The organism is Martelella sp. AD-3, from assembly GCF_001578105.1.
Lineage (GTDB): Bacteria > Pseudomonadota > Alphaproteobacteria > Rhizobiales > Rhizobiaceae > Martelella.
This window is the reverse complement of record NZ_CP014275.1, coordinates 61,206-79,272: the sequence shown is the minus strand read 5'-3', so window position 1 is coordinate 79,272 and position 18,067 is coordinate 61,206. Positions and strand designations below refer to the sequence as shown.

General features: G+C 63.7%; 16 protein-coding genes and 1 tRNA gene. 7 read left to right on the top strand and 10 right to left on the bottom strand.

The genetic code is table 11. The features are described 5' to 3' along the window. Nucleotides 1–40 precede the first annotated feature (40 nt). The 7 genes from AZF01_RS00375 to AZF01_RS00345 all read right to left on the bottom strand — a co-directional run bounded on the left by AZF01_RS00375 (nt 41) and on the right by AZF01_RS00345 (nt 6,640). Entirely contained in the window at nt 41–1,438 is a 1,398-nt protein-coding gene (locus AZF01_RS00375; RefSeq protein WP_024708892.1) for a hypothetical protein, read from the bottom strand. Next, a complete protein-coding gene (locus AZF01_RS00370; RefSeq protein ID WP_024708893.1) occupies nt 1,423–2,319 on the bottom strand; it encodes a hypothetical protein in 897 nt (298 codons plus the stop codon). Before AZF01_RS00370 ends, AZF01_RS00375 begins: the two co-directional genes overlap by 16 nt. A gap of 95 nt (nt 2,320–2,414) precedes the next feature. After that, nucleotides 2,415–2,603 (bottom strand): Trm112 family protein, encoded by a 189-nt coding sequence (locus tag AZF01_RS00365; protein WP_024708894.1) that lies wholly within the window; start codon nt 2,601–2,603, stop codon nt 2,415–2,417. 10 nt (nt 2,604–2,613) lie between these two features. Next, nucleotides 2,614–3,279 carry an LON peptidase substrate-binding domain-containing protein gene (locus tag AZF01_RS00360; protein WP_024708895.1) on the bottom strand — a complete coding sequence of 222 codons (666 nt, stop codon included), beginning with the start codon at nt 3,277–3,279 and terminating at the stop codon, nt 2,614–2,616. Between the two features lie 115 nt (nt 3,280–3,394). Beyond that, nucleotides 3,395–4,369, bottom strand: coding sequence for a thioredoxin (gene trxA / locus AZF01_RS00355; protein WP_024708896.1), 975 nt, complete (start codon nt 4,367–4,369; stop codon nt 3,395–3,397). Between the two features lie 57 nt (nt 4,370–4,426). Next, nucleotides 4,427–4,930 carry a prolyl-tRNA synthetase associated domain-containing protein gene (locus AZF01_RS00350; RefSeq protein WP_024708897.1) on the bottom strand — a complete coding sequence of 168 codons (504 nt, stop codon included), beginning with the start codon at nt 4,928–4,930 and terminating at the stop codon, nt 4,427–4,429. Nucleotides 4,931–5,050: 120 nt separating this feature from the next. Further along, nucleotides 5,051–6,640, bottom strand: a complete 1,590-nt coding sequence (locus tag AZF01_RS00345; RefSeq protein WP_024708898.1) for a fucose isomerase — start codon at nt 6,638–6,640, stop codon at nt 5,051–5,053. A 481-nt stretch (nt 6,641–7,121) separates the two neighbouring features. Here AZF01_RS00345 and AZF01_RS00340 point away from each other — a divergent pair. Together AZF01_RS00340 and AZF01_RS00335 are read left to right on the top strand one after the other, a co-directional pair. Continuing rightward, nucleotides 7,122–7,196, top strand: a tRNA-Gly gene (locus AZF01_RS00340). Between the two features lie 514 nt (nt 7,197–7,710). Then, nucleotides 7,711–8,313, top strand: a complete 603-nt coding sequence (locus AZF01_RS00335; RefSeq protein ID WP_024708899.1) for a sugar transferase — start codon at nt 7,711–7,713, stop codon at nt 8,311–8,313. A 123-nt stretch (nt 8,314–8,436) separates the two neighbouring features. Here the strand turns inward: AZF01_RS00335 and AZF01_RS00330 are convergent, their stop codons facing one another. Beyond that, on the bottom strand, nt 8,437–9,894 hold the full coding sequence (locus AZF01_RS00330) for a pyruvate kinase (RefSeq protein WP_036237614.1): 1,458 nt from the start codon (nt 9,892–9,894) through the stop codon (nt 8,437–8,439). A gap of 191 nt (nt 9,895–10,085) precedes the next feature. Here AZF01_RS00330 and AZF01_RS00325 point away from each other — a divergent pair, with 191 nt between their 5' ends. After that, nucleotides 10,086–11,135, top strand: coding sequence for a biotin/lipoate A/B protein ligase family protein (locus AZF01_RS00325; protein WP_024708901.1), 1,050 nt, complete (start codon nt 10,086–10,088; stop codon nt 11,133–11,135). A gap of 12 nt (nt 11,136–11,147) precedes the next feature. Next, nucleotides 11,148–12,050 (top strand): N-acetylglucosamine kinase, encoded by a 903-nt coding sequence (locus AZF01_RS00320; RefSeq protein WP_024708902.1) that lies wholly within the window; start codon nt 11,148–11,150, stop codon nt 12,048–12,050. On the opposite strand, the gene AZF01_RS00315 is transcribed toward AZF01_RS00320, so the two are convergent. Continuing rightward, the gene (locus AZF01_RS00315) at nt 12,032–13,087 is read right to left on the bottom strand and encodes a lysine-2,3-aminomutase-like protein (RefSeq protein WP_024708903.1); all 1,056 of its coding nucleotides are present in this window, start codon (nt 13,085–13,087) and stop codon (nt 12,032–12,034) included. The genes AZF01_RS00320 and AZF01_RS00315 overlap by 19 nt on opposite strands. 180 nt (nt 13,088–13,267) lie before the next feature. Here AZF01_RS00315 and AZF01_RS00310 point away from each other — a divergent pair, with 180 nt between their 5' ends. Both AZF01_RS00310 and AZF01_RS00305 read left to right on the top strand, forming a co-directional pair. Continuing rightward, nucleotides 13,268–14,980, top strand: a complete 1,713-nt coding sequence (locus AZF01_RS00310) for a thiamine pyrophosphate-binding protein (protein WP_024708904.1) — start codon at nt 13,268–13,270, stop codon at nt 14,978–14,980. 67 nt (nt 14,981–15,047) lie between these two features. Beyond that, entirely contained in the window at nt 15,048–15,899 is an 852-nt protein-coding gene (locus AZF01_RS00305) for an IclR family transcriptional regulator (protein ID WP_024708905.1), read from the top strand. A gap of 10 nt (nt 15,900–15,909) precedes the next feature. Here the strand turns inward: AZF01_RS00305 and AZF01_RS00300 are convergent, their stop codons facing one another. After that, nucleotides 15,910–16,485 carry a nucleotidyltransferase family protein gene (locus AZF01_RS00300; RefSeq protein ID WP_024708906.1) on the bottom strand — a complete coding sequence of 192 codons (576 nt, stop codon included), beginning with the start codon at nt 16,483–16,485 and terminating at the stop codon, nt 15,910–15,912. A gap of 314 nt (nt 16,486–16,799) precedes the next feature. On the opposite strand from AZF01_RS00300, the gene AZF01_RS00295 reads away from it, so the two are divergent. Continuing rightward, nucleotides 16,800–17,900 (top strand): glycerol dehydrogenase, encoded by a 1,101-nt coding sequence (locus AZF01_RS00295; RefSeq protein WP_024708907.1) that lies wholly within the window; start codon nt 16,800–16,802, stop codon nt 17,898–17,900. Nucleotides 17,901–18,067: the final 167 nt, after the last annotated feature.

Below are 18,067 nucleotides of genomic sequence, written 5' to 3'. Positions count from 1 at the left end.
GGGCAGACCTCGGCGAGGCTTCGAAGCAAAACAGCGCAAATCATCCTCCCCGCGGCGCTTCGGCAAACACCAGAAGCGACGCTGTTTCGCCGGCGCGAAGGCTGTATTCCTGTGCGTCCGGCCCCTTCACGACCCGCGAATGCACCTGGATCGTGCAGGTGTTCTGCCCGAGCGCGCCCTCGCTCAGCGCCTTCACGGCAATCCGCACCGGCCCGGGCGCAACCGACGGCTCGAAACGTGTGCCTCCGTTCAGAAGATCGACAACCTCGGACGACACGACGCCCGTGCTGTCGCTGATCGTCAGTTCCACGCGGTCGACATCCTCGCGCCCATTGTCGGTCAGCGTGAAGGCAAGCGGCAGTTCGACGAATACCGGCTGCAACGCGCCATCATCGAAAACCATCTCGGCGCCGCCCGGAAGCTCATCGCGGGGCGGACCGGGGTCCGCATAGGACGCCGCATCGTCCTCCATCATTGCCATGATCGCGCGCGCTTCGTCGCGCGCCTCGTCATAGGCCGTCCGGTCGCCGTCCTGCAGGCTGTCCGGCAGGCTCAACAGCCGTTCATACTTGCGCAGAAGCCGGAGCGATATCCGGGGCCTGAATGCCGGTTCGTGGAAGGCTTGCGGATCTTCGCGCAACGCCGCGACCTCGTAGCCGAAGCTGCGGGCGGCCCCCGAGAGCAGGCGGTTGACCGCCTCGGCCGTGGCGATCGCACGGTTGCGCAGATTGTGCTCGGCAAGATAGGCCATCAAATCCGCCGTCGACCATTTGATGGCGTCAAGTCGTGCGCCCTCGGCCCGCAAGTCACCGTTCCAGACCGTCTTCGCCGTTTCCGCTTTCACCCAGTCGCCCTTGGCGATGCCGCTCTCCCAGACAAAGGTCCGCCCCCAGTCGGGGCTTGAGGGCATGTTGAAGGCCCATTCGCCGGGAAGGCCGGGCGCCTCGACGTCCTGCACCAGTCCGACATAGGCATTCTGGCTCGGAGCGTAGAAGCGGAACACCAGCCTGACGGCATAGGGTTGAACAAGCGGCGCCCCCTCCGGCAATGCCGCGCCGCCGCCCGCGCCCTGCGGCGACCAGAGCTGGACCGCGCCGGGACCAAGCGTGGGCAATTGAAGGCGGTAATCCGTCGGTTCGTAGCGAAAACGGGTGGAAAGCACGGGCTCGCCGTAAAGAAGGCCCATCTTCAGTTCGGCCTCCCAGTCGATCGTCACGGTCGAGGCGGGCGCCAGGTCTTCGCCGACGAGCGGATTGCGGAAGCTCGCCTCATATTGGTCGCCCCCGGCCTCGACAAGGCGCACTTGGTCCTGCGCCAAGGCCGCTGCCGGCAGAGCCAGAAGAACCAGAAAAACCAGCGCCAGCAGGCCGTGGACCGCCTTTTCCCGCGGCCCCATATCGCCCGTCGCGGATCTGCCGAAAATCAGGAATCGAGCCATGACTCAAATTCCCTCTGCTGTTCGTCCGAAATGAAAAGCCGGCGTTTTCCGCCAAGCGGACCGCCGTTGACCCGCTGGCCGTAATAGCTGTCGCCATAGGCCTCATCCAGCTCGTAAGGCACAAAGCTCAGCACATACCAGCCTGCGACCGCAATCGTGGCGATCACGCACAGTCCCGCGAGAAAACCGATCTTCCACCAGCGATGCGACCGTCTTTCGGACAACGGGACAGCCGCCGCCCGCGCCTCTCCGTATTCGGCCTCCTCATCGCCGCCTGCCTGCACGCCGCCGGCAAGCAGATAGACGCCCCCGGCGGTTCCGAGAGCGGCAGCCAGCGGATCATCCTCATCGGGCTCGATCACTGCGATGGCGCGCTGACGCGTCAGGTTGCGGGCGTCATTGGACGACAGGATACGGCCGGCAAGCGGGGCCTGAAGCTCTACCACCTGTCCGCTCGCCGCTTCGATCGTGTAAAGCACGCTGTGGCGATCGACCCGCCCGCCCGGCTCGGCATGCACCTTGATGACGCTGGCCGGATAGAGCTCGCTGTCGACCGGCGTGTGGAGGTCGACGCGCCTCGAGGAAGCGTGCGGTGAAGCGGGAGCGACGATTTGCGGAGCAGACCGCGCTTCTTCCGGCTCCATTACCTCGATCTCGAGCAGGCTCTCGCGTCGGAGAAGCGTCGCGCCGACGGCAAGCGGCGCGGAAACGGCCTTGCCGCTCTCGCTGGCGCGCACATGAAAAGGCCGGCCATTCGCCGTCTCCAGATCGTAAAGCGGGTCGCCGCTGACAATCGGATCGCCCAGCCTGAAATAGGACCTTTCCACCCTGGCCGGATAGAATTCGTCTCCGGCCGGGCTCTCGATACTGACACGCGCCATCGTCTTCACCACCCCTGCTGCGATCGAAACTAGTCGAGCGCCCGGTTCTCAGCAAGTGGCGAAGCGGTTCCGTTCAAACCAGGCTTTCCGAATGTTTAAACTTCGACCTGCCGCGCTTCCGATGCGAGCATGATCGGCACGCCGTCACGAATGGGATAGGCAAGCCTCGCCTTCCGCGAGACGAGCTCCTGGCGCTCGGCATCATAATCGAGCCTGCCCTTGGTCACCGGGCAGACGAGAAGCTCCAGCATTTTCGGGTCGATCCCGGCATCCTTCTTGGCCATGACAGGCCGCCTATTGCAGTTTGTCGCCGGGATCGCCGGCAAGCGCGAATTCGATGATCGCCACGAAGAGCTCGGCGCGTGTCTTGAGGTCCGGTGCTTCCAGAAGCGCCTGCTTCTCCGCCGGGCCAAAGGGCGCCATCATGGAGAGCGAATTCACCAGCGTCAGATTGCCCGCCTGTTCGATATGCGCCCATTCCGTCTCCAGCCCCTCCGCCTCGAGATAATCCCTGAAGGCTCCCAGAAGGGCGGCGCGATCGACGCTTTCTTCCTGCGCCTCGACATTGAGGTCGCCCATGAAGGGGGCGATCTCGAAACTGCGGAAGGGCTTGGCGGTACGCACTTCCTCGATCAGGCGGACCCGGCAGATGCCGGTCAGCGCCACGAGATACCGTCCGTCGCCGGTCTCCGCGAAAGACGTGACCCGGCCGATGCAACCGATATTGGAAAGCGGGGTGGCGTCGTTGACGCTCAGCGTCTCGTCGTGACGGGCCGGCTGGACCATGGCGATCAGACGGTTTCCCGAGATCGCCTGATCGACCATCGCCAGATAGCGCGGCTCGAAGATGTTGAGCGGCAACTGCCCCTGCGGCAGCAACAGCCCGCCCGTCAGCGGAAACACCGGAACCACCTCCGGCAGATCCTTCCGCGTCAGATATCGGGCATTGCCAACCTGCATGAAACGTGTCCCTCTAGAGCGCGTCCAGGAAAAGTGGAAACCGGTTTTCCGTCCGGACGCGCGGAAAAACAAAAGCTTAGAGCGTGTTCGCGATCCACGTCAACGCGGACATGCTCTAAGAAAACAGGATCGTCGACAGCCGGCGGCGCGCGGCGATCGTCGCCGGATCCTTCGGTCCCCAGGCCTCGAAGAAGGCGATCAACTGCTTGCGCGCGCCGTCATCCTCGAATTCGCGGTCCTTGCGCATGATCGTCAGAAGATGCTCGGCCGCCTCGTCACGCTTGCCTTCGGCATTCAGCACCTTGGCAAGCTTCATGCGCGCGGCGTGGTCGTCTGAATTCAAGGCGAGCGCGTGTTCGAGAGCTGCCGGATCACCGAACTTGCGTGCCTCCTCGATCTGCGCGATGCGCGCGGCAAGCGCCTTGATGGCGTCATCCTCCTTCAATTCCTCCGGCACCTGATCAAGCACCTGCCTGGCGCGATCGAGCTGACCAGCGGCGACCATGCAGCGGCCAATGCCGGCCAGCGCCTTCGGGTTCTCCGGATCGGTCTGCATGACGGCGGCAAAGAGCTGGCCGGCCTCCTGCAGCTTTTCTTCCGCCAGAAGCTGCTCGGCCTGATCGAGCGCGGAGGCGATCTCGGCCTTGCGGTCCTGTTCGGACGGGCTTTTGTCGGAGAGCTTGGCGATGAACTCGTTCACCTGGCTTTCCGGCACAGCGCCCATGAAGCCATCGACCGGCTGCCCGTTGGAGAAGGCGATGACGGCGGGAATGGACTGGATGCCGAGCTGGCCGGCGATTGCCGGGTGATCGTCGATGTTCATCTTGACGAGCTTGACCTTGCCGCCGGCAGCCGTCACGGCCTTTTCGATGACCGGGCCGAGCTGCTTGCAGGGGCCGCACCAGGGCGCCCAGAAATCCACCAGCACGGGCTGGGTGCGCGATTCTTCGATGACATCCTTGCCGAAATCGGCGGTGGTCGTGTCCTTGATCAGTTCGCCGGGCGGCGTCGCGCCGTTTGCCGCGCCACTGGCCGATACATTCATCTGCCCTGCAAGAGACCCGCCATATGGATTGTCAAAACCGCTCATCACTATCTCCCCGTCCGGCCCGAAGGCCTATTTCCGACTTTGCTTCTAAATCGTGTGTCACGCCGTCACTTTCAAGACAAGCGGCTCGTGCCCCGTCGCCCGGATGAAGCGCAGCAGATCATCGCGCCCGATCGAGGTGGTCGCGGTGTTGCGCAGGGGGTGGCAATTGATGATCTCGTTTTCCATCAGGTCGGCATCGAGGATGAAGGTGACCTGACGCACCGTGTCGTTGATCGCGCCAAGTGCGGTGACCGAGCCCGGCTCGACGCCGAGACAGTCCATCAGCGCGTCCGGCTTGCCGAAGGAAACCCTGCCCGATGCGCCGATCAGGGTGTGCACCTGCTTCAGGTCAACCGTCGCATATTCCTCGACGGTGAGCAGGAAATAGCGGCTCTTCTTGTCCTTGACGAACAGGTTCTTGGTGTGACCGCCCGGAATTTCCTCCCGCAGGTCGTCACCTTCGGCCACGGTGAAGACCGCACGGTGTTCGCGATTCTCGTAGGGGATCCCCAGTTCGTCGAGGAAGGCGAAGAGATCATCGGCGGTCTTGGTCTCGGTCATGGCGGCTGGCACTTCGAATGGGCGTGAAAACGTGTCGCGCCTTTTCACCACCATTCGCCGTCGAATGCAACAATGGCCCCGCAAACGCGGGGCCATCGCAGTAATGTCAGGCGAGGCAGATCAAACGCCGCAAAGGCTGACCGTCATGCCCATCTTCGCCGCCAGAGCCGCCTTGGCCATCATCGCCTTGTCGGCCTCTTCGGCGGAAAGCGCATAGACGACCTGGATGTGGTTGGCCTTGTGGCGAGCCATCATCTGGTCGCGCGAAACGCCGGTCAGCACCGCATTCATGATCGGCCAGGGATAATCCGTGGCGCGGCTGCGGCGCTCGCACTCTTCCGGCGGCAGCTTGACCGCCTGGCCGCGCCCGATATCCATATGAAGCGCGCCGTCCTTGACGAAGATGCGGCTCCAGACGATCTCGCCGGGCTTCGCATAGCCCTTCAGCGTGCCGCCGCCGAAGGGGAAGAACATGGACGGCTGGCGATAGCTTTCCGAGCCGGCCCAGCCGCCCTCGTGATGGGCAGGCGGCACGGCGCCGGAGATCTCGAATACCCAGACGAAATCGTCACGCGAGCCGGACTTGTCGGCGTCGCCCCAGCGCAGATCGTGCAGCGTCGTTTCCACCGGCTGACCGAGCGCGCGGTGCAGGCGGTTGGTCAGCACCGCATCAAGCCCGGCGCATTCATCGACCTCGTTGAAATGCACGATCGCCTGACCGTCGCGGATGATCGAGCCATCGTCACGGGTGACCGGCGGGCGCTCGTCATTGTTGAGCATGCCTTCCACCAGGTCGGAGGCCGGCAGCAGATCCTTCAGCCCCTGCTGGTACTGAATGCCGATCGCCTCGCAGCCGAAGAAATCGGCAAGCCGGACCGCGGCAATATACATGCGGCACTGGTCGATGACCTGCTCCTCGGTCAGCGCCTCCTTCGGGTCCGCGCCGAAATGGAAGGTCATGCCCTTGTCGAGCATCCATTGATAGGCCGCGCGCGCTTCCTCTTCGGGAACCTGTTTGGTCGCGTAATAGAGCGCCGACTGCGACAGCCGCTCCTTGAACACGCCGAGCGGCATCAGCATCTCATCGGGGATAATGGCATTGTACATACCCATGCAGCCCTCGTCGAAGACGCCCATGATCACCTTGTTGCCGGCCATATCGACGGCGATATCGTCGGCGAGCCTCGAAAGCTCCGCCGGCACTGCGGCGGCATCGAACGGACGGACATGGCTTTCGTCGTGGGCAATCGCGCCGCTCTCGAGCCAGCTTTTGAGGCCAGAACGGAAGAAATCATCCTCGAAGGTCTCGCTCCAGAGCGAGGAATAGGCGATGCCGGCCTTGGTCAGCGATCCGTTGAGGTTCAGGAGGCCGACGAGACCCGGCCACTGTCCCGACCAGTTGGCGACCGTCAGGATCGGGCCCTTGTGCGAGGACAGTCCTGGCAGGACGTGGTGGGAATACTGCCAGACGGCCTCCGCCACGATGACCGGCGCATTCGGGTCGATCGTCCTGAAGACATCCATACCCTCGCGCTGGGTGGCGATGAAACCGTGGCCCGCGGGCTTTTCCGGGTGCGCGCGTCTCAGCGTGTGGCCCATTTCGGCAACGACGGCGGCAAGCTTGTCCTCCATCGCCTTCTGCGTCGGCCAGCATTTGGTATTGGCGCTCTCGCGCAGGTCGCCGCTGGCCACCAGCATGATCTCGGTCATGTTCTTGTCCTCCCGATTGTTCCTGAAAACGTGGTCTTGCCGCACCTTGGCTGATTGCGCTCGAAAGCAAATGTCAAAATTGCAGAAAACCGCATTTTTTGCTTGCAGTTTCGTGTCAGCAACCTTGTTATCGCCGAAAAAGCCACTTGTCCAGACAGAAAGGGACGGTCTGGCGCTGCGCTTCCGGCAGCCCCGGGCGGCCGCTGGAATCTCTTCTCGGCCACGATGCGCGAACGAGGCACGCCAGCGAAACGCGCCTCCGCTCGCCGCATATCCGGCGGGCCGGCTCAGGCCCTTTCCCGCCGATGGCGGCGACCCTTCTACTAAGAGCCTGAAATGAATGCGTTATTTTCCAACTGCAAAAAAAACCAGAAATCCGTCATTTGCCTGTTGCATTTGAAATCGGGTTAGGCCATATACGCCCTCGTCGCCGACATGGTGACACCGCCGGTCACAGCCTTACCCCCGACCGGTGTGATGAGCGGGTGTAGCTCAGGGGTAGAGCACAACCTTGCCAAGGTTGGGGTCGAGGGTTCGAATCCCTTCGCCCGCTCCAGTTTCTTCAGCATGTTAATTTCTCTTTTGTCTGCAAACATTAAGCCGGACCGGCAGATGTCAGGCGCGCTTCCGATGGCTGAGCTATGCTGGCATGCAGGTCTGCCTTTCGCCAGCCGCATGGCTGGGCTTGAACGGAAGCGGCCGCCGCTTCTCGGAAATCTTGACAAAATCCAAAAAGAACAATAAATCCAGCACTATACAAATAAATTACTGCGGGGCTCCGGGAGAAAGACTGCGCGCTCCAGTTAACGTCAAGTTCCGCCTGTCTCGTTTGCGGCGAAAACAGATCAAAAAAGCGGCATCAGCTAATGACTTTTTTGCGGAGACGAGTTAGAACAGGATACATTCAATTCATCTTAACAATTTAAGCGATTGCAAACACAGAGGGTGCTTCAGTGAGCGCGGCGGATTTTCAGGCCTCCCCCACGGCCCATATTCAGGAACTGACCTCATTGCCCCGTCGGGCATTTGGCCACGAGCTTGTTTTTTCTGACAATTCCAGAAAACGAAAACTGCAACTGGCGCTGAAGCGCCTGTTCGATATCGCCATTTCTTTTGGTGCGCTGGTTGCGCTTGCACCGCTTTTTCTGGTCGTGGCGATCCTCATCAAACTTGACAGTCCCGGCCCGGTCTTTTTCAGCCAGGTGCGCTGGGGACGTTACGGAAAGAAGATCAACATCTTCAAGTTCCGCTCCATGCGCAACGATCTCGGCGACAAGACGGGCGTGAAGCAGACGGTCGAAAACGATCCGCGCATCACCAAGATCGGCGCTTTCCTGCGAAGGTCGAATATCGACGAGCTGCCTCAGCTCTTCAACGTCCTGCGCGGCGACATGTCGTTGATCGGCCCGCGCTGCCACGCCGTCGGCATGCTGGCGAGCGGCATGCTGTTCGAGGAACTCGTGCCGGAATACCACCAGCGCCACGTCATGCGCCCTGGACTGAGCGGCCTTGCCCAGATCCGCGGATGGCGCGGCCCGACGACCCGGCGCGGCGAGGCGCGCGCCCGCATCATGTGCGACCTTTATTACGTGTCGAACTACAGCTTCATGCTCGACATGCAGATTCTCCTGGCGACGATCCGCTCGGAAGTCGGTCGCGGCACCGGTTTTTGAGCCTCGTCGGGCCCGGGCGAAAATCCGACCCGACCCGTTGACCCTGCCACTTGCGAAAACGAACCGCCAGCGCCTCGCGCCGGCGGTTTTCGCCTGTCGGGAGGGAGGGCGGAGCGTTTTGCGCTACCAGCTTTTCAGCGCCCTCAGTTCCGGCGTCTTCTTGAACATGTGTTCGTCCATACGGGCAAGCAGGGTGTCGAGCGTGGAGACCCCCTCGCCCACTGCCGGCCCCTTGTTCAGCATCACGCATTCGGCGCGCGCGCCCATGGCCGCATCGGTCATCTCACCGCGCGAGGGCACCCCGGTCCTGACCAGATTTTCGAGCACCTGCGTTGCCCAGATCACCGGAACGCCCGCCGCCTCGCAGATCCACAGAATCTCCTCCTGCATTTCTGCCAGCCGCTCGAAACCGATCTCGGCTGCAAGATCGCCGCGCGCGATCATGACGGCAAACTCCCTTTTTCCGGCGGCGCGCGCGATCAGCGCAGGCAGGTTCCTCACCGCTTCCGGCCGTTCGATCTTGGCAACGACGCCGAGCCCCGGATTGCCGTTGCCGCCGGCGCCGAGTTCCCGATCAAGCAGGTCGAGGTCTTCCGGGCGCGAGACGAAGGAATAGCCGACCATGTCCGCGCATTCGACCACAGTCGAAATATCGCCCTCATCCTTGGCCGTCAGCGGCGAGAGCCCGAGCGCGGTATCGGGCAGGTTCAACCCCTTTTCGGGCTTCAGCCGCGCGCCGTTCGCCTTGGCGCGCTCGACCCTGATCACCGCCATGCCGTCGGCGACTTCGGTCACCACGGTCTGCAGCTTGCCATCGTCGTAGAGCACCCGGTCGCCGACTTTCAGCCGGGTCACCATTTCCGGCAGCGAGACGCTGACCGAGAAGCGGACATCGTCGAAAAGCGACGGCTCGTCCGAGGCCACCAGGCGGATGCGATCGCCGACATTGGCCTTCAGCTTCCGCTCGGCCAGCAGAACCTGCTCGGTGCGGATCTTGGGGCCGGCGATATCCATCAGCACGGTGATGCGCCGCCCGGCCGCATCGCCCGCCGCCCGCGCATGTTTCGCCATGGCCCGCCAGGCCTCCGGTCCGTCATGGGCGCAGTTGATGCGGGCGATATCCATGCCGCGGCGCACGAGATCGGCGACGAAAGCCGGGTCCTCAGCCGCCTCGCTCGCGAGCGTTACCATGATGCGGCTGCGTCGGTGCGCCGGCGGCGGACCGAACATCAGGTCGGTGGCCTGTTCCAGCCGCGCCTCGCCCGCGAAGAATTCGTCCGACGATGGCAGCGGCACGGGGCTTTGCCGTCCGGCGCGGGCGGCAAGGGCGACAAGCACGGCATCGAGCGTGGGCAGAACCCGGCTTTCCAGCCGGCCAAGCGAGGAAAGCCCGTGGCGCATCAGCGCGCGCTGCAGCGGCCGCACGTCGTGATGGCGCAGCGCCAGGTAATGCGCCAGATTGACGATGCCCGGCAGAGACGCCGCCTCCGGCCCGAAACCCTGCAGGATCGGGCGCGCCTCGTTTGCCACCAGGTCGCGCAGGCTTTCCACCCGCTCCGTCAGGCCCCAGACATCGTCCATATCGGCAAAATGCTCGAAGGCAACCATCACCGTCTCCTCCCTTTCTCTTCCCTCCACCAGATAGAACGATTTTCGCGACCATTCCATGACAGGGATCATAAGGCCGCCCGGCTTGCGCCGGGCGGACCGGCGGGTCTATGGATGAGCGACCGGTTTTCCGGCACACGAATGCAAGGCAGGAGTTCCAGAGCATGCATGGCGAATACAAGGTTCCCGGCGGCAAGCTGGTGGTCGCCGACCTCGAGATACGCGACGACAGGCTTTCAGATGTCCAGATCGCCGGCGACTTCTTCCTCGAGCCGCCGGAGGCGCTTTCCGATCTCTGCGCCGCCCTTGAGGGCCAGCCGGCGACAGGTTCGGCCGAGGCGATGGTCGCGGCGCTGAAGGCGAAGCTGAGGCCCGATGCCGCGCTGATCGGCTTCAGCCTCGAATCGGTGGCGATCGCCGTGCGCCGGGCGCTGGGCGTTGCCAAGACCTGGCGCGATTTCGAATGGGAGATCATCGATACAGGCGCGGAGACCCCGGCTATGCATCTCGCCATCGATGATGTCCTGGCGCGCGCCGTTGCCGAGGGCCGTCGCGCGCCGACGCTGCGCTTCTGGGAATGGGAGCGCCCCGCCATCATCATCGGCGCATTCCAGTCCCTGAAGAACGAAGTGGATATGGAAGCGACCGAACGGCTCGGCGTCGAGACCGTGCGCCGGGTGACCGGCGGCGGCGCGATGTTCGTCGAGCCAGGCACCGCGATCACCTATTCGCTCTACGCGCCGGGCGAACTGGTCGATGGCATGAGCTTTGCCGACAGCTATGCCTTTCTCGACAACTGGGTGCTGAAGGCGCTCAACGATCTGGGCGTCGATGCCTTCTACAAGCCGCTCAACGACATTGCGAGCTCGAAGGGCAAGATCGGCGGCGCGGCGCAGAAGCGCTATGGCGGCGGCACCGTGCTGCATCACGTGACCATGGCCTATGACATGGATGCCGACAAGATGATGCAGGTGCTCAGGATCGGCCGCGAGAAACTTTCCGACAAGGGCACCAGGAGCGCGGCCAAGCGCGTCGATCCCGTCCGCAGCCAGACCGGGCTCGACCGCCGGGCGGTGATCGACCGGATGAAGGCGACCTTCGCGGAACTGAACGGCGGGCGCGACGGCAAGGTGACGCCGGAGGAATACAAGGCTGCCGAGGCGCTGGCGGACGAGAAATTCGCAACGCCGGAATGGCTGGCTTCGATCCCGTAAAGGCTTGCGACGATGGGCGGGTTCTTCCTCGGATGCGATATCGGCGGCACGGGCGCCCGCTTCGCCGTGGTCGATGCTGCGGGAAACCCCGTCAGGCGCGGAACCGCTTCCGGCGCAAGCGCGCTCCTTGCCGCACCGGGCGACCGGGCCCGCCTCGAGGCAAGCTTCAAGCGCATCGGCGCAAGCCTTCCGCATCCCCACAATGCCGCGATGATCGGTCTTTCCGGCTACGGGCCGGAAGCCTTTGACGACATCGCGGCGCTTGTCATGCAAGCGATGGGCATTGCTGCCGGCGGTCTCACCCTCATGGATGATATCGAACTGGCCTATCGCGTTCTCTTTGCGCCCGGCGAAGGCCATCTGGTCTCGGCCGGCACCGGCGCAATCGGCAGCCACTTCCGGCCTGACGGATCGCGGCTTCGCGTCGGCGGGCGCGGGCTGATGATCGATGATGCGGGCTCGGGCGGTTCCATCGCGCTTGCCGCCGTCCGCGCGCTCTACCGCAGGCTGGACGAGGATGGTGATTATGGCGATATGGCCGGCCTTGCCGCACAGGTCTTCGAGATGATCGGCAGCGATGACTGGGCTGAGGTCAAACGCCTTGTCTATGGCGGCGACCGGGGGCGGATCGGCGCGCTTTCGCTGGCCGTCGCCACGGCCGCTGATGCCGGCGACCCTTGCGCGCAAGGCCTTCTGGAAGAGGCAGGCCGGGAGCTCGCCCGCCTCGGCAATATCCTGATTTTCCGCGCCGGCGACCTGCCTGTCGCCTTTGTCGGGGGCGTTCTTCGCCTCTCGCCGGTGGTCGGAGAGACGATTGCTGCACATCTCGACGGCCGCGCCCTGTTTCCCGAGGTCGATATCGCCGAGGGCGCGGCGCAACTGGCGCGCCGCGCCTTTCAGCGCCAGTCGGAGTAGCGGTGGCGAACGCCCTGGTAATCCTCGACCTGATAGTCGCCCGCATCCAGCTCTTCCAGATAGACCGGCCCGACCGGCACCTTGCCGTGGCCACCCGGGATATCGAGCACATAGGTCGGCAGGCAAAGACCTGAGACGCGCCCGCGCAGGGCGCGCATGATCGCGTGACCGCGCGCGACCGGCACGGCGAAATGGCTGACGCCCTTCGCGTGGTCGAGGTGATGCAGGTAATAGGGCTTAACCCGGTTGACGAGAAGCGCGCGGAACAGTGTCGCGAGCGTCTCGGCATCATCGTTGACGTCCTTGAGCAGCACGGTTTGTGAGAACAGCGGAATGCCGTTGTCGGCGAGCCGGGCCAGCCCCGCCTTCACGGCATCCGTCAGCTCGCGCGCATGGTTGACGTGGATGACGATGTTGACCGTCTTTCCCGCCCGCTTCAGCGCAGCAACAAGCCCCTCGCTCACGCGCTCGGGCGACACCAGCGGCGCGCGGGTGTGAAAACGGATGACGCCGAGATGATCGATCCCGCCAAGCGCTTCCATCAGAAGCCCGAGCCGCCGGTCAGACAGAACCAGGGGATCGCCGCCCGAAAGTATGACCTCGAAAATTTCCGCATGCGCGCGGATGTAATCAAGCGCCGCCTCCAATTCCGCGCCGTCAAGCGCGGCCTCCGGCTTGCCGACGCTCTCGCGGCGAAAGCAGAAGCGGCAATAGACCTGGCAGCTATGGGTCGGCTTCAGCAGCAGGCGGTCGGGATAGCGGTGGGTGATGCCCTTTTGGCGTTCGAACACCTGATCGCCGATCGGGTCCGCGCTTTCATCGTCGTGATGATCGAGTTCGCGCGCATCCGGCACATACTGGGCGCGCAACGGGTCATCTGCGGCAGCACCGTCCAGCGCCTCCAGAACATGGGCGGGAATACGGATGCGGAAGTTTTCCGCCACAGCTTCAAGCGCGGCGCTGTCATCCGGAGACGCCAAACCGTGGCGCACGAGTCCAGCAGCACTCACCACCGCTTTTGCACCGCTCTTCGTCATCTCAGCCGCACCGCCCGTCATTCTGCAAGGTCCTGCCTTTTCCGACCCGCCTTCTACGCCATCCGACTGTCAAAACAAAGGGTGCACCGCTCTCGTGAATAAATTCATATATCACTACATAATTGCGCTTGGCAGAATTAAATTGGTGGTTTAGGTTGCGGACAGAATGGGAGGACATCCATGAAGACCAATGAAGGCGTCATCAAAACCTTTATCGAGGCCGGCATCACGCGCGGCTTCACCCTGCCGGGCCTTGGCATCACCTGGTCGCTTCCGGCTTTTTTCGACCGGAAGGACGAGTTCGAACTCGTACTGGCGCGCTCGGAGCAATCGGCCTCGGTCATGGCCCAGGTTGCCGGCAAGCTCACCGGCCGCCCCGGCCTCTTGATGGCGCAGGGACCGTTTGCCTCTTCGACCGGCGCCTTCGGCATTCTGGAGGCCTATTTCTCCTCCTCCCCCATGGTCGTGCTCACCGATACGTCCTGCTATGACGGCTTTGCCCAGCACGGCGTCTACCAGACCATGACCGGCGATTATGGCGCCGGCGACGCCTTCGCCGTGATGAAGACGATGACCAAATACGCCACCTATGCGACGACACCGCAGGAGGCGATCTACGGCACCCAGCTTGCCGTCAAGCATGCCGCCACCCCGCGCCAGGGGCCCGCCGCCGTCGTCATGCGCACCAATATCATCAAGGAAGACGTGCCCGACCATCCGCGCGCGAAACTCTACCCGACCGAAGGTTATCTGCGTTCGACCCCGATGACGCCGGACGGCGACGCGCTTGCCGCCATTGCCGAAGCGTTGAAGAGCGCGAAGCGGCCAGTGATCATCGCCGGCAACGGCATCTATATGAGCCGTTCGGGCGAGACGCTGTCGCGCCTTGCCAATCGCGAGGGCATTGCGGTTGCCTCCAGCTATCACGGCAAAGGCACGATCGACGAGACCACGCCCGTCGCCGTCGGCATGATGGGCAACTGGGCGGCAAAATCCGCCAACCGCATGGTCCAGGCCGCCGACCTGATCCTCGTGCTCGGCTGCAGCCTCGGGCCGGAATACACCCGCTTCCGCGACGAGAAGATGATGCGGCCGGGCGAGCAGAAAATCATCCAGGTGGACATCGATCCGCTGCAGGCGGGCTGGGTCCTGCCGGTGGACATGGCCGTGACCGCCGATGTCGCCGATGTCGTCTCCTTCCTTCTCGACCGCCCCGGCGTCGACCCGGCGACGGCCGAACGACGCAAGGATTTCATCTCGGCGCTGAAGACCGAAAACCGCTATGGCGAGTTGCCGCATTACAAGACGCGACCGGGCACGGTGCACTACGCAGACATCATGCGCGGCCTCGACGGTTTCCTGACGCCCGATGATCTGCTGACGCTCGACGCCGGCACCAACCGCATATGGGCAACGTCATCGCTGCCGCTGCGCTCGCCGCATCAGCTCGTCGCCCCCGGCGGCATCGGCGGCATGGGCTGGTCGACCCCTGCTGCGACCGGCGCCAAGATCACCTGCCCGCAAAAGCGCGTCACCGGCGTGATCGGCGACGGCGGCTTCGTCATGACCATGGACGCGATCGCAACGGCCGCCGAGCAGAACCTCGACGTGGTTTATGTCGTCGCCAACAATGCCGGCCTCGGCATGGTCCGCGACAATCTCGGCAACAAGGCCATCGGGGTAAACTTCGGCGATCATGATTTTGCCAAGGTGGCCGAAGGGCTCGGCGGCTCCGGCATGACGGTGACGGACGCCGACCAGATCGGCGACGCACTGCGGGAAGCGCACGCACGCGGCGGTCCGGTGGTGCTCGACATCAAGGTCGATCCGGCGGCCAGCCATCGCGACTGCTCAGACTATGACGACCTGCCGGACAATGTTTCGCTGAAATAGGAAAAGCCATCGCATGAAGCCCTGAAACCAAATGACAGATGGGCATTCGATGGGCTAAACAGGCACAATGAGCGAGGAAAACGACAACAGCGGCCAGCCGGTCAAACGGCGCGGTCGCCCCCGGCAGGATATCGGGGCTGCCGCCATCAATGAGGAACGTCCCTTCGTCAGTTCTCTGGCGCGGGGTCTTTCCATTCTCCGCGCCTTCCGGGCCGAGGACAAGGTTCTCGGCACCCAGGTGCTTGCCGAGCGCACAGGCCTGCACAAGACCACCGTATCGCGCCTGCTGGGCACGCTGACCAAGCTCGGCTATCTGCGTTACATGCCCGAATACGGCAAATACGCCGTTTCGAACGAGGTGCTGACGCTCGGCTATGCCGCGATCGGGCGCTTCGGCTTCGGAGAGCTGGTGCGCTCGCATATGGACCAACTTGCGGCCAACGGCGATTGCGTCGTGGCGCTTTCCGTGCGCGACGGGGCGGAGATGATGTTCGTCGAACTGGTGCGCCGGCCGACGGCGGTGGCGCTCAACCTCAATGTCGGCTCGCGCATTCCGCTTGCCGAGAGCGCGCCGGGCCGGGCCTATCTCTTCGCGCTTTCCGGGGAAGAACGCGAAGCGGCCTTCACACTGCTCAAGGGCGTTCACGGCAAGGCCTGGGAGGCGCAAAAGAGGCCGGCGCTCGAAACCGCGCTCGAACGCATGGCCCAGACCGGCTATTCGGAATCCTTCGGCGAATGGGTGCCTGACCACAATGCCATCGGCGTGGTGCTGCATGCCCCGATGACCGGCGACATCTACACGTTGAGCGTGGGCGGCAATGCCCGCAACCTGCCGGAGGAAAAGCTGAAGGCCACGCATCTGCCGATGCTGATGCGCGCCGCCCAGGAAATCTCCGCCCTGTCCGGCGTGAATTTCTGAGGCCCCGGCCTCAGCCGTCCCAGCCGATCGCGGTGAGTTCCGGCCAAAGCGCCAGCCAGCGCTCGAGCTTGTTCTCGTAGACCTCGCGCGAAGCCTGGGTCTTGTTCGGCCGCAAGGTGGCGTTCATCAGGTCGGCAAGGCCGAACGGCGCATCGCACTGCCATCCCTCCTCAACCGGGCGGATGCCGACGGAGGTGGCGGTTGCCGGAAAGGTGGCGATCGCCTCCGAAACACTGTCATAAGGCTCGATGCCGTAGCCGAAGCGATCTGCGTACCACAGATGCACGCGAGCCTGGTTCTTGACGTCGATCCAGGCGGGGACGCCTTCGAACATGGCCCTGACCCGCGCCGCCTCACGCGCCTCCCCGCGTTCGGAGAGATCGTTCGGGTCGAAATAGACGATGTCGATATCGGCAACCCCGTGGGCCGGCGGATAGCCGAAACGCCGGTTCCACACCGTCTGTGCCAGAACGCCGGCGACCAGCCAGCAATCCGGCAGCTCGATCCGGTCGAAATTCTCCAGAATGGGTGAAAGCAGCGGGCTTTCCGAAACGGCGGCCGCAAGCCGCGCGCATTGGTCGTCCATCGAAATCCTCTTCGGGTCCGGAGCCGACCCCGTATTGCCAAGCTTGGCGGAAAATCTGACGTTTTCAAGCTCTGATAGGGCGGAAGGGCGATTTTCGCAGCGCTTCCGGCTTCAGACTCCTGATGGCTGTCAAGAGGCCGCGGACGCGCCGGCAAATTGTCAAAAAGCAATTGAAATAAAACGATCAATTGCCAAAGATTTTGCTTGAAACGGCCGCATTGCGGGTCTTTCCTGAAGCTGTGACCGGCAGCGCCTGTCGGCGCGTCCGATCATGCTGTGCGCGGATCAACCGCGGCAAAGATTGGAGGCTCACAATGATCTCGACAACCATTTTTCCCGGACGCTATGTCCAGGGCGCCGATGCCATCGGCCAGCTTGACGCCGAAATCGCCCGTCTTGGCAAGAAAGCGCTCGCCATCATCGACAAGGGCGTGATGGCGCTGGTCGGCGACGCCGTCAGCGGCGGCGGGCAGGCGGCGATTGCCGTGGAGGCGTTCAACGGCGAATGCTCGGACGAGGAAATCGCGCGCATCGGCAAGCGCGTCGCGGTCGAAGGTGCCGACGTGATCGCCGGCATCGGCGGCGGCAAGGCGCTTGATACGGCCAAGGCGGTGGCCCACGCGGCGGGTCTTCCCGTCGTCATCGTGCCGACGCTTGCGTCCACCGATGCGCCCTGCTCGGCGCTTTCGGTGATCTACACCGCGGAAGGCGCCTTCAAGCGCTATCTGGTCCTGCCGAAGAACCCGGACGTCGTGCTGGTCGACACGCAACTGATCGTCGGTGCGCCGGTGCGCCTGTTCGTCGCCGGCATGGGCGACGCGCTCTCGACCTTTTTCGAGGCCGAGGATTGCCGCCATACGCAAAGCCCCAACATGACCGGCCGCATCGGCTCGATGACGGCCTACGGTCTTGCACGCATGTGTTTCGACACGCTGCTGGCAGATGGTGCGGCGGCCAAGGCGGCGGCCGCGCAGAAGATCGTGACGCCCGAATTCGAGCGGGTCGTGGAGGCCAACACGCTGCTCTCCGGCCTCGGCTTCGAAAGCGGCGGCCTCTCCGGCGCGCATGCGATCCATAACGGGCTCACCGCGCTTCCCGGCACGCACGCCTACTGGCACGGCGAGAAGGTCGCGATCGGCACGCAGGCGCTGGTGATGCTGACAAAACGCCCGCGCGAGATCATCGAGGCCGTCTACGGCTTCTCGGAGGCGATCGGCCTGCCGATGACGCTCGACGACATCGGCATCGGCGATGCCAGCGACGCCGATCTTCTCAAGGTGGCGAAACTGGCCTGCGACCCGGCCGACACCATGGGCAACGTGCCCGGTTCCGTTAAGCCCGAAGACGTCGTTGCCGCCATCAAAGCCGCGGACGCCGAAGGACGAAGCCGCAAGGCAAAACGGCTTGCCGCGTGAAAAAACGCTGCTGCAACTCCAGGGGCCTGGCAGCGCGCCCGGCCCCTGGGGCGGTTCCGCCTTTCACCGACGCGCGGAACCGCCCTATTTGGTGGCTTGCCCCATTTTTGCGGACGTCAGATGGTTCCATCTGATGGCGAAATGCTTTAGCGCATCGGCCCGAAAAT

Excerpts from the sequence above, each read along its gene's own strand:
- AZF01_RS00375 (WP_024708892.1), bottom strand. The coding sequence starts at position 1,438 with ATGGCTCGATTCCTGATTTTCGGCAGATCCGCGACGGGCGATATGGGG.
- AZF01_RS00360 (WP_024708895.1), bottom strand. The coding sequence starts at position 3,279 with ATGCAGGTTGGCAATGCCCGATATCTGACGCGGAAGGATCTGCCGGAG.
- AZF01_RS00305 (WP_024708905.1), top strand. The coding sequence starts at position 15,048 with ATGAGCGAGGAAAACGACAACAGCGGCCAGCCGGTCAAACGGCGCGGT.
- AZF01_RS00320 (WP_024708902.1), top strand. The coding sequence starts at position 11,148 with ATGGGCGGGTTCTTCCTCGGATGCGATATCGGCGGCACGGGCGCCCGC.
- AZF01_RS00330 (WP_036237614.1), bottom strand. The coding sequence starts at position 9,894 with ATGGACGATGTCTGGGGCCTGACGGAGCGGGTGGAAAGCCTGCGCGAC.
- AZF01_RS00370 (WP_024708893.1), bottom strand. The coding sequence starts at position 2,319 with ATGGCGCGTGTCAGTATCGAGAGCCCGGCCGGAGACGAATTCTATCCG.
- AZF01_RS00325 (WP_024708901.1), top strand. The coding sequence starts at position 10,086 with ATGCATGGCGAATACAAGGTTCCCGGCGGCAAGCTGGTGGTCGCCGAC.
- AZF01_RS00345 (WP_024708898.1), bottom strand. The coding sequence starts at position 6,640 with ATGACCGAGATCATGCTGGTGGCCAGCGGCGACCTGCGCGAGAGCGCC.
- AZF01_RS00315 (WP_024708903.1), bottom strand. The coding sequence starts at position 13,087 with ATGACGAAGAGCGGTGCAAAAGCGGTGGTGAGTGCTGCTGGACTCGTG.
- AZF01_RS00300 (WP_024708906.1), bottom strand. The coding sequence starts at position 16,485 with ATGGACGACCAATGCGCGCGGCTTGCGGCCGCCGTTTCGGAAAGCCCG.
- AZF01_RS00295 (WP_024708907.1), top strand. The coding sequence starts at position 16,800 with ATGATCTCGACAACCATTTTTCCCGGACGCTATGTCCAGGGCGCCGAT.
- AZF01_RS00365 (WP_024708894.1), bottom strand. The coding sequence starts at position 2,603 with ATGGCCAAGAAGGATGCCGGGATCGACCCGAAAATGCTGGAGCTTCTC.
- AZF01_RS00350 (WP_024708897.1), bottom strand. The coding sequence starts at position 4,930 with ATGACCGAGACCAAGACCGCCGATGATCTCTTCGCCTTCCTCGACGAA.
- AZF01_RS00310 (WP_024708904.1), top strand. The coding sequence starts at position 13,268 with ATGAAGACCAATGAAGGCGTCATCAAAACCTTTATCGAGGCCGGCATC.
- trxA (WP_024708896.1), bottom strand. The coding sequence starts at position 4,369 with ATGAGCGGTTTTGACAATCCATATGGCGGGTCTCTTGCAGGGCAGATG.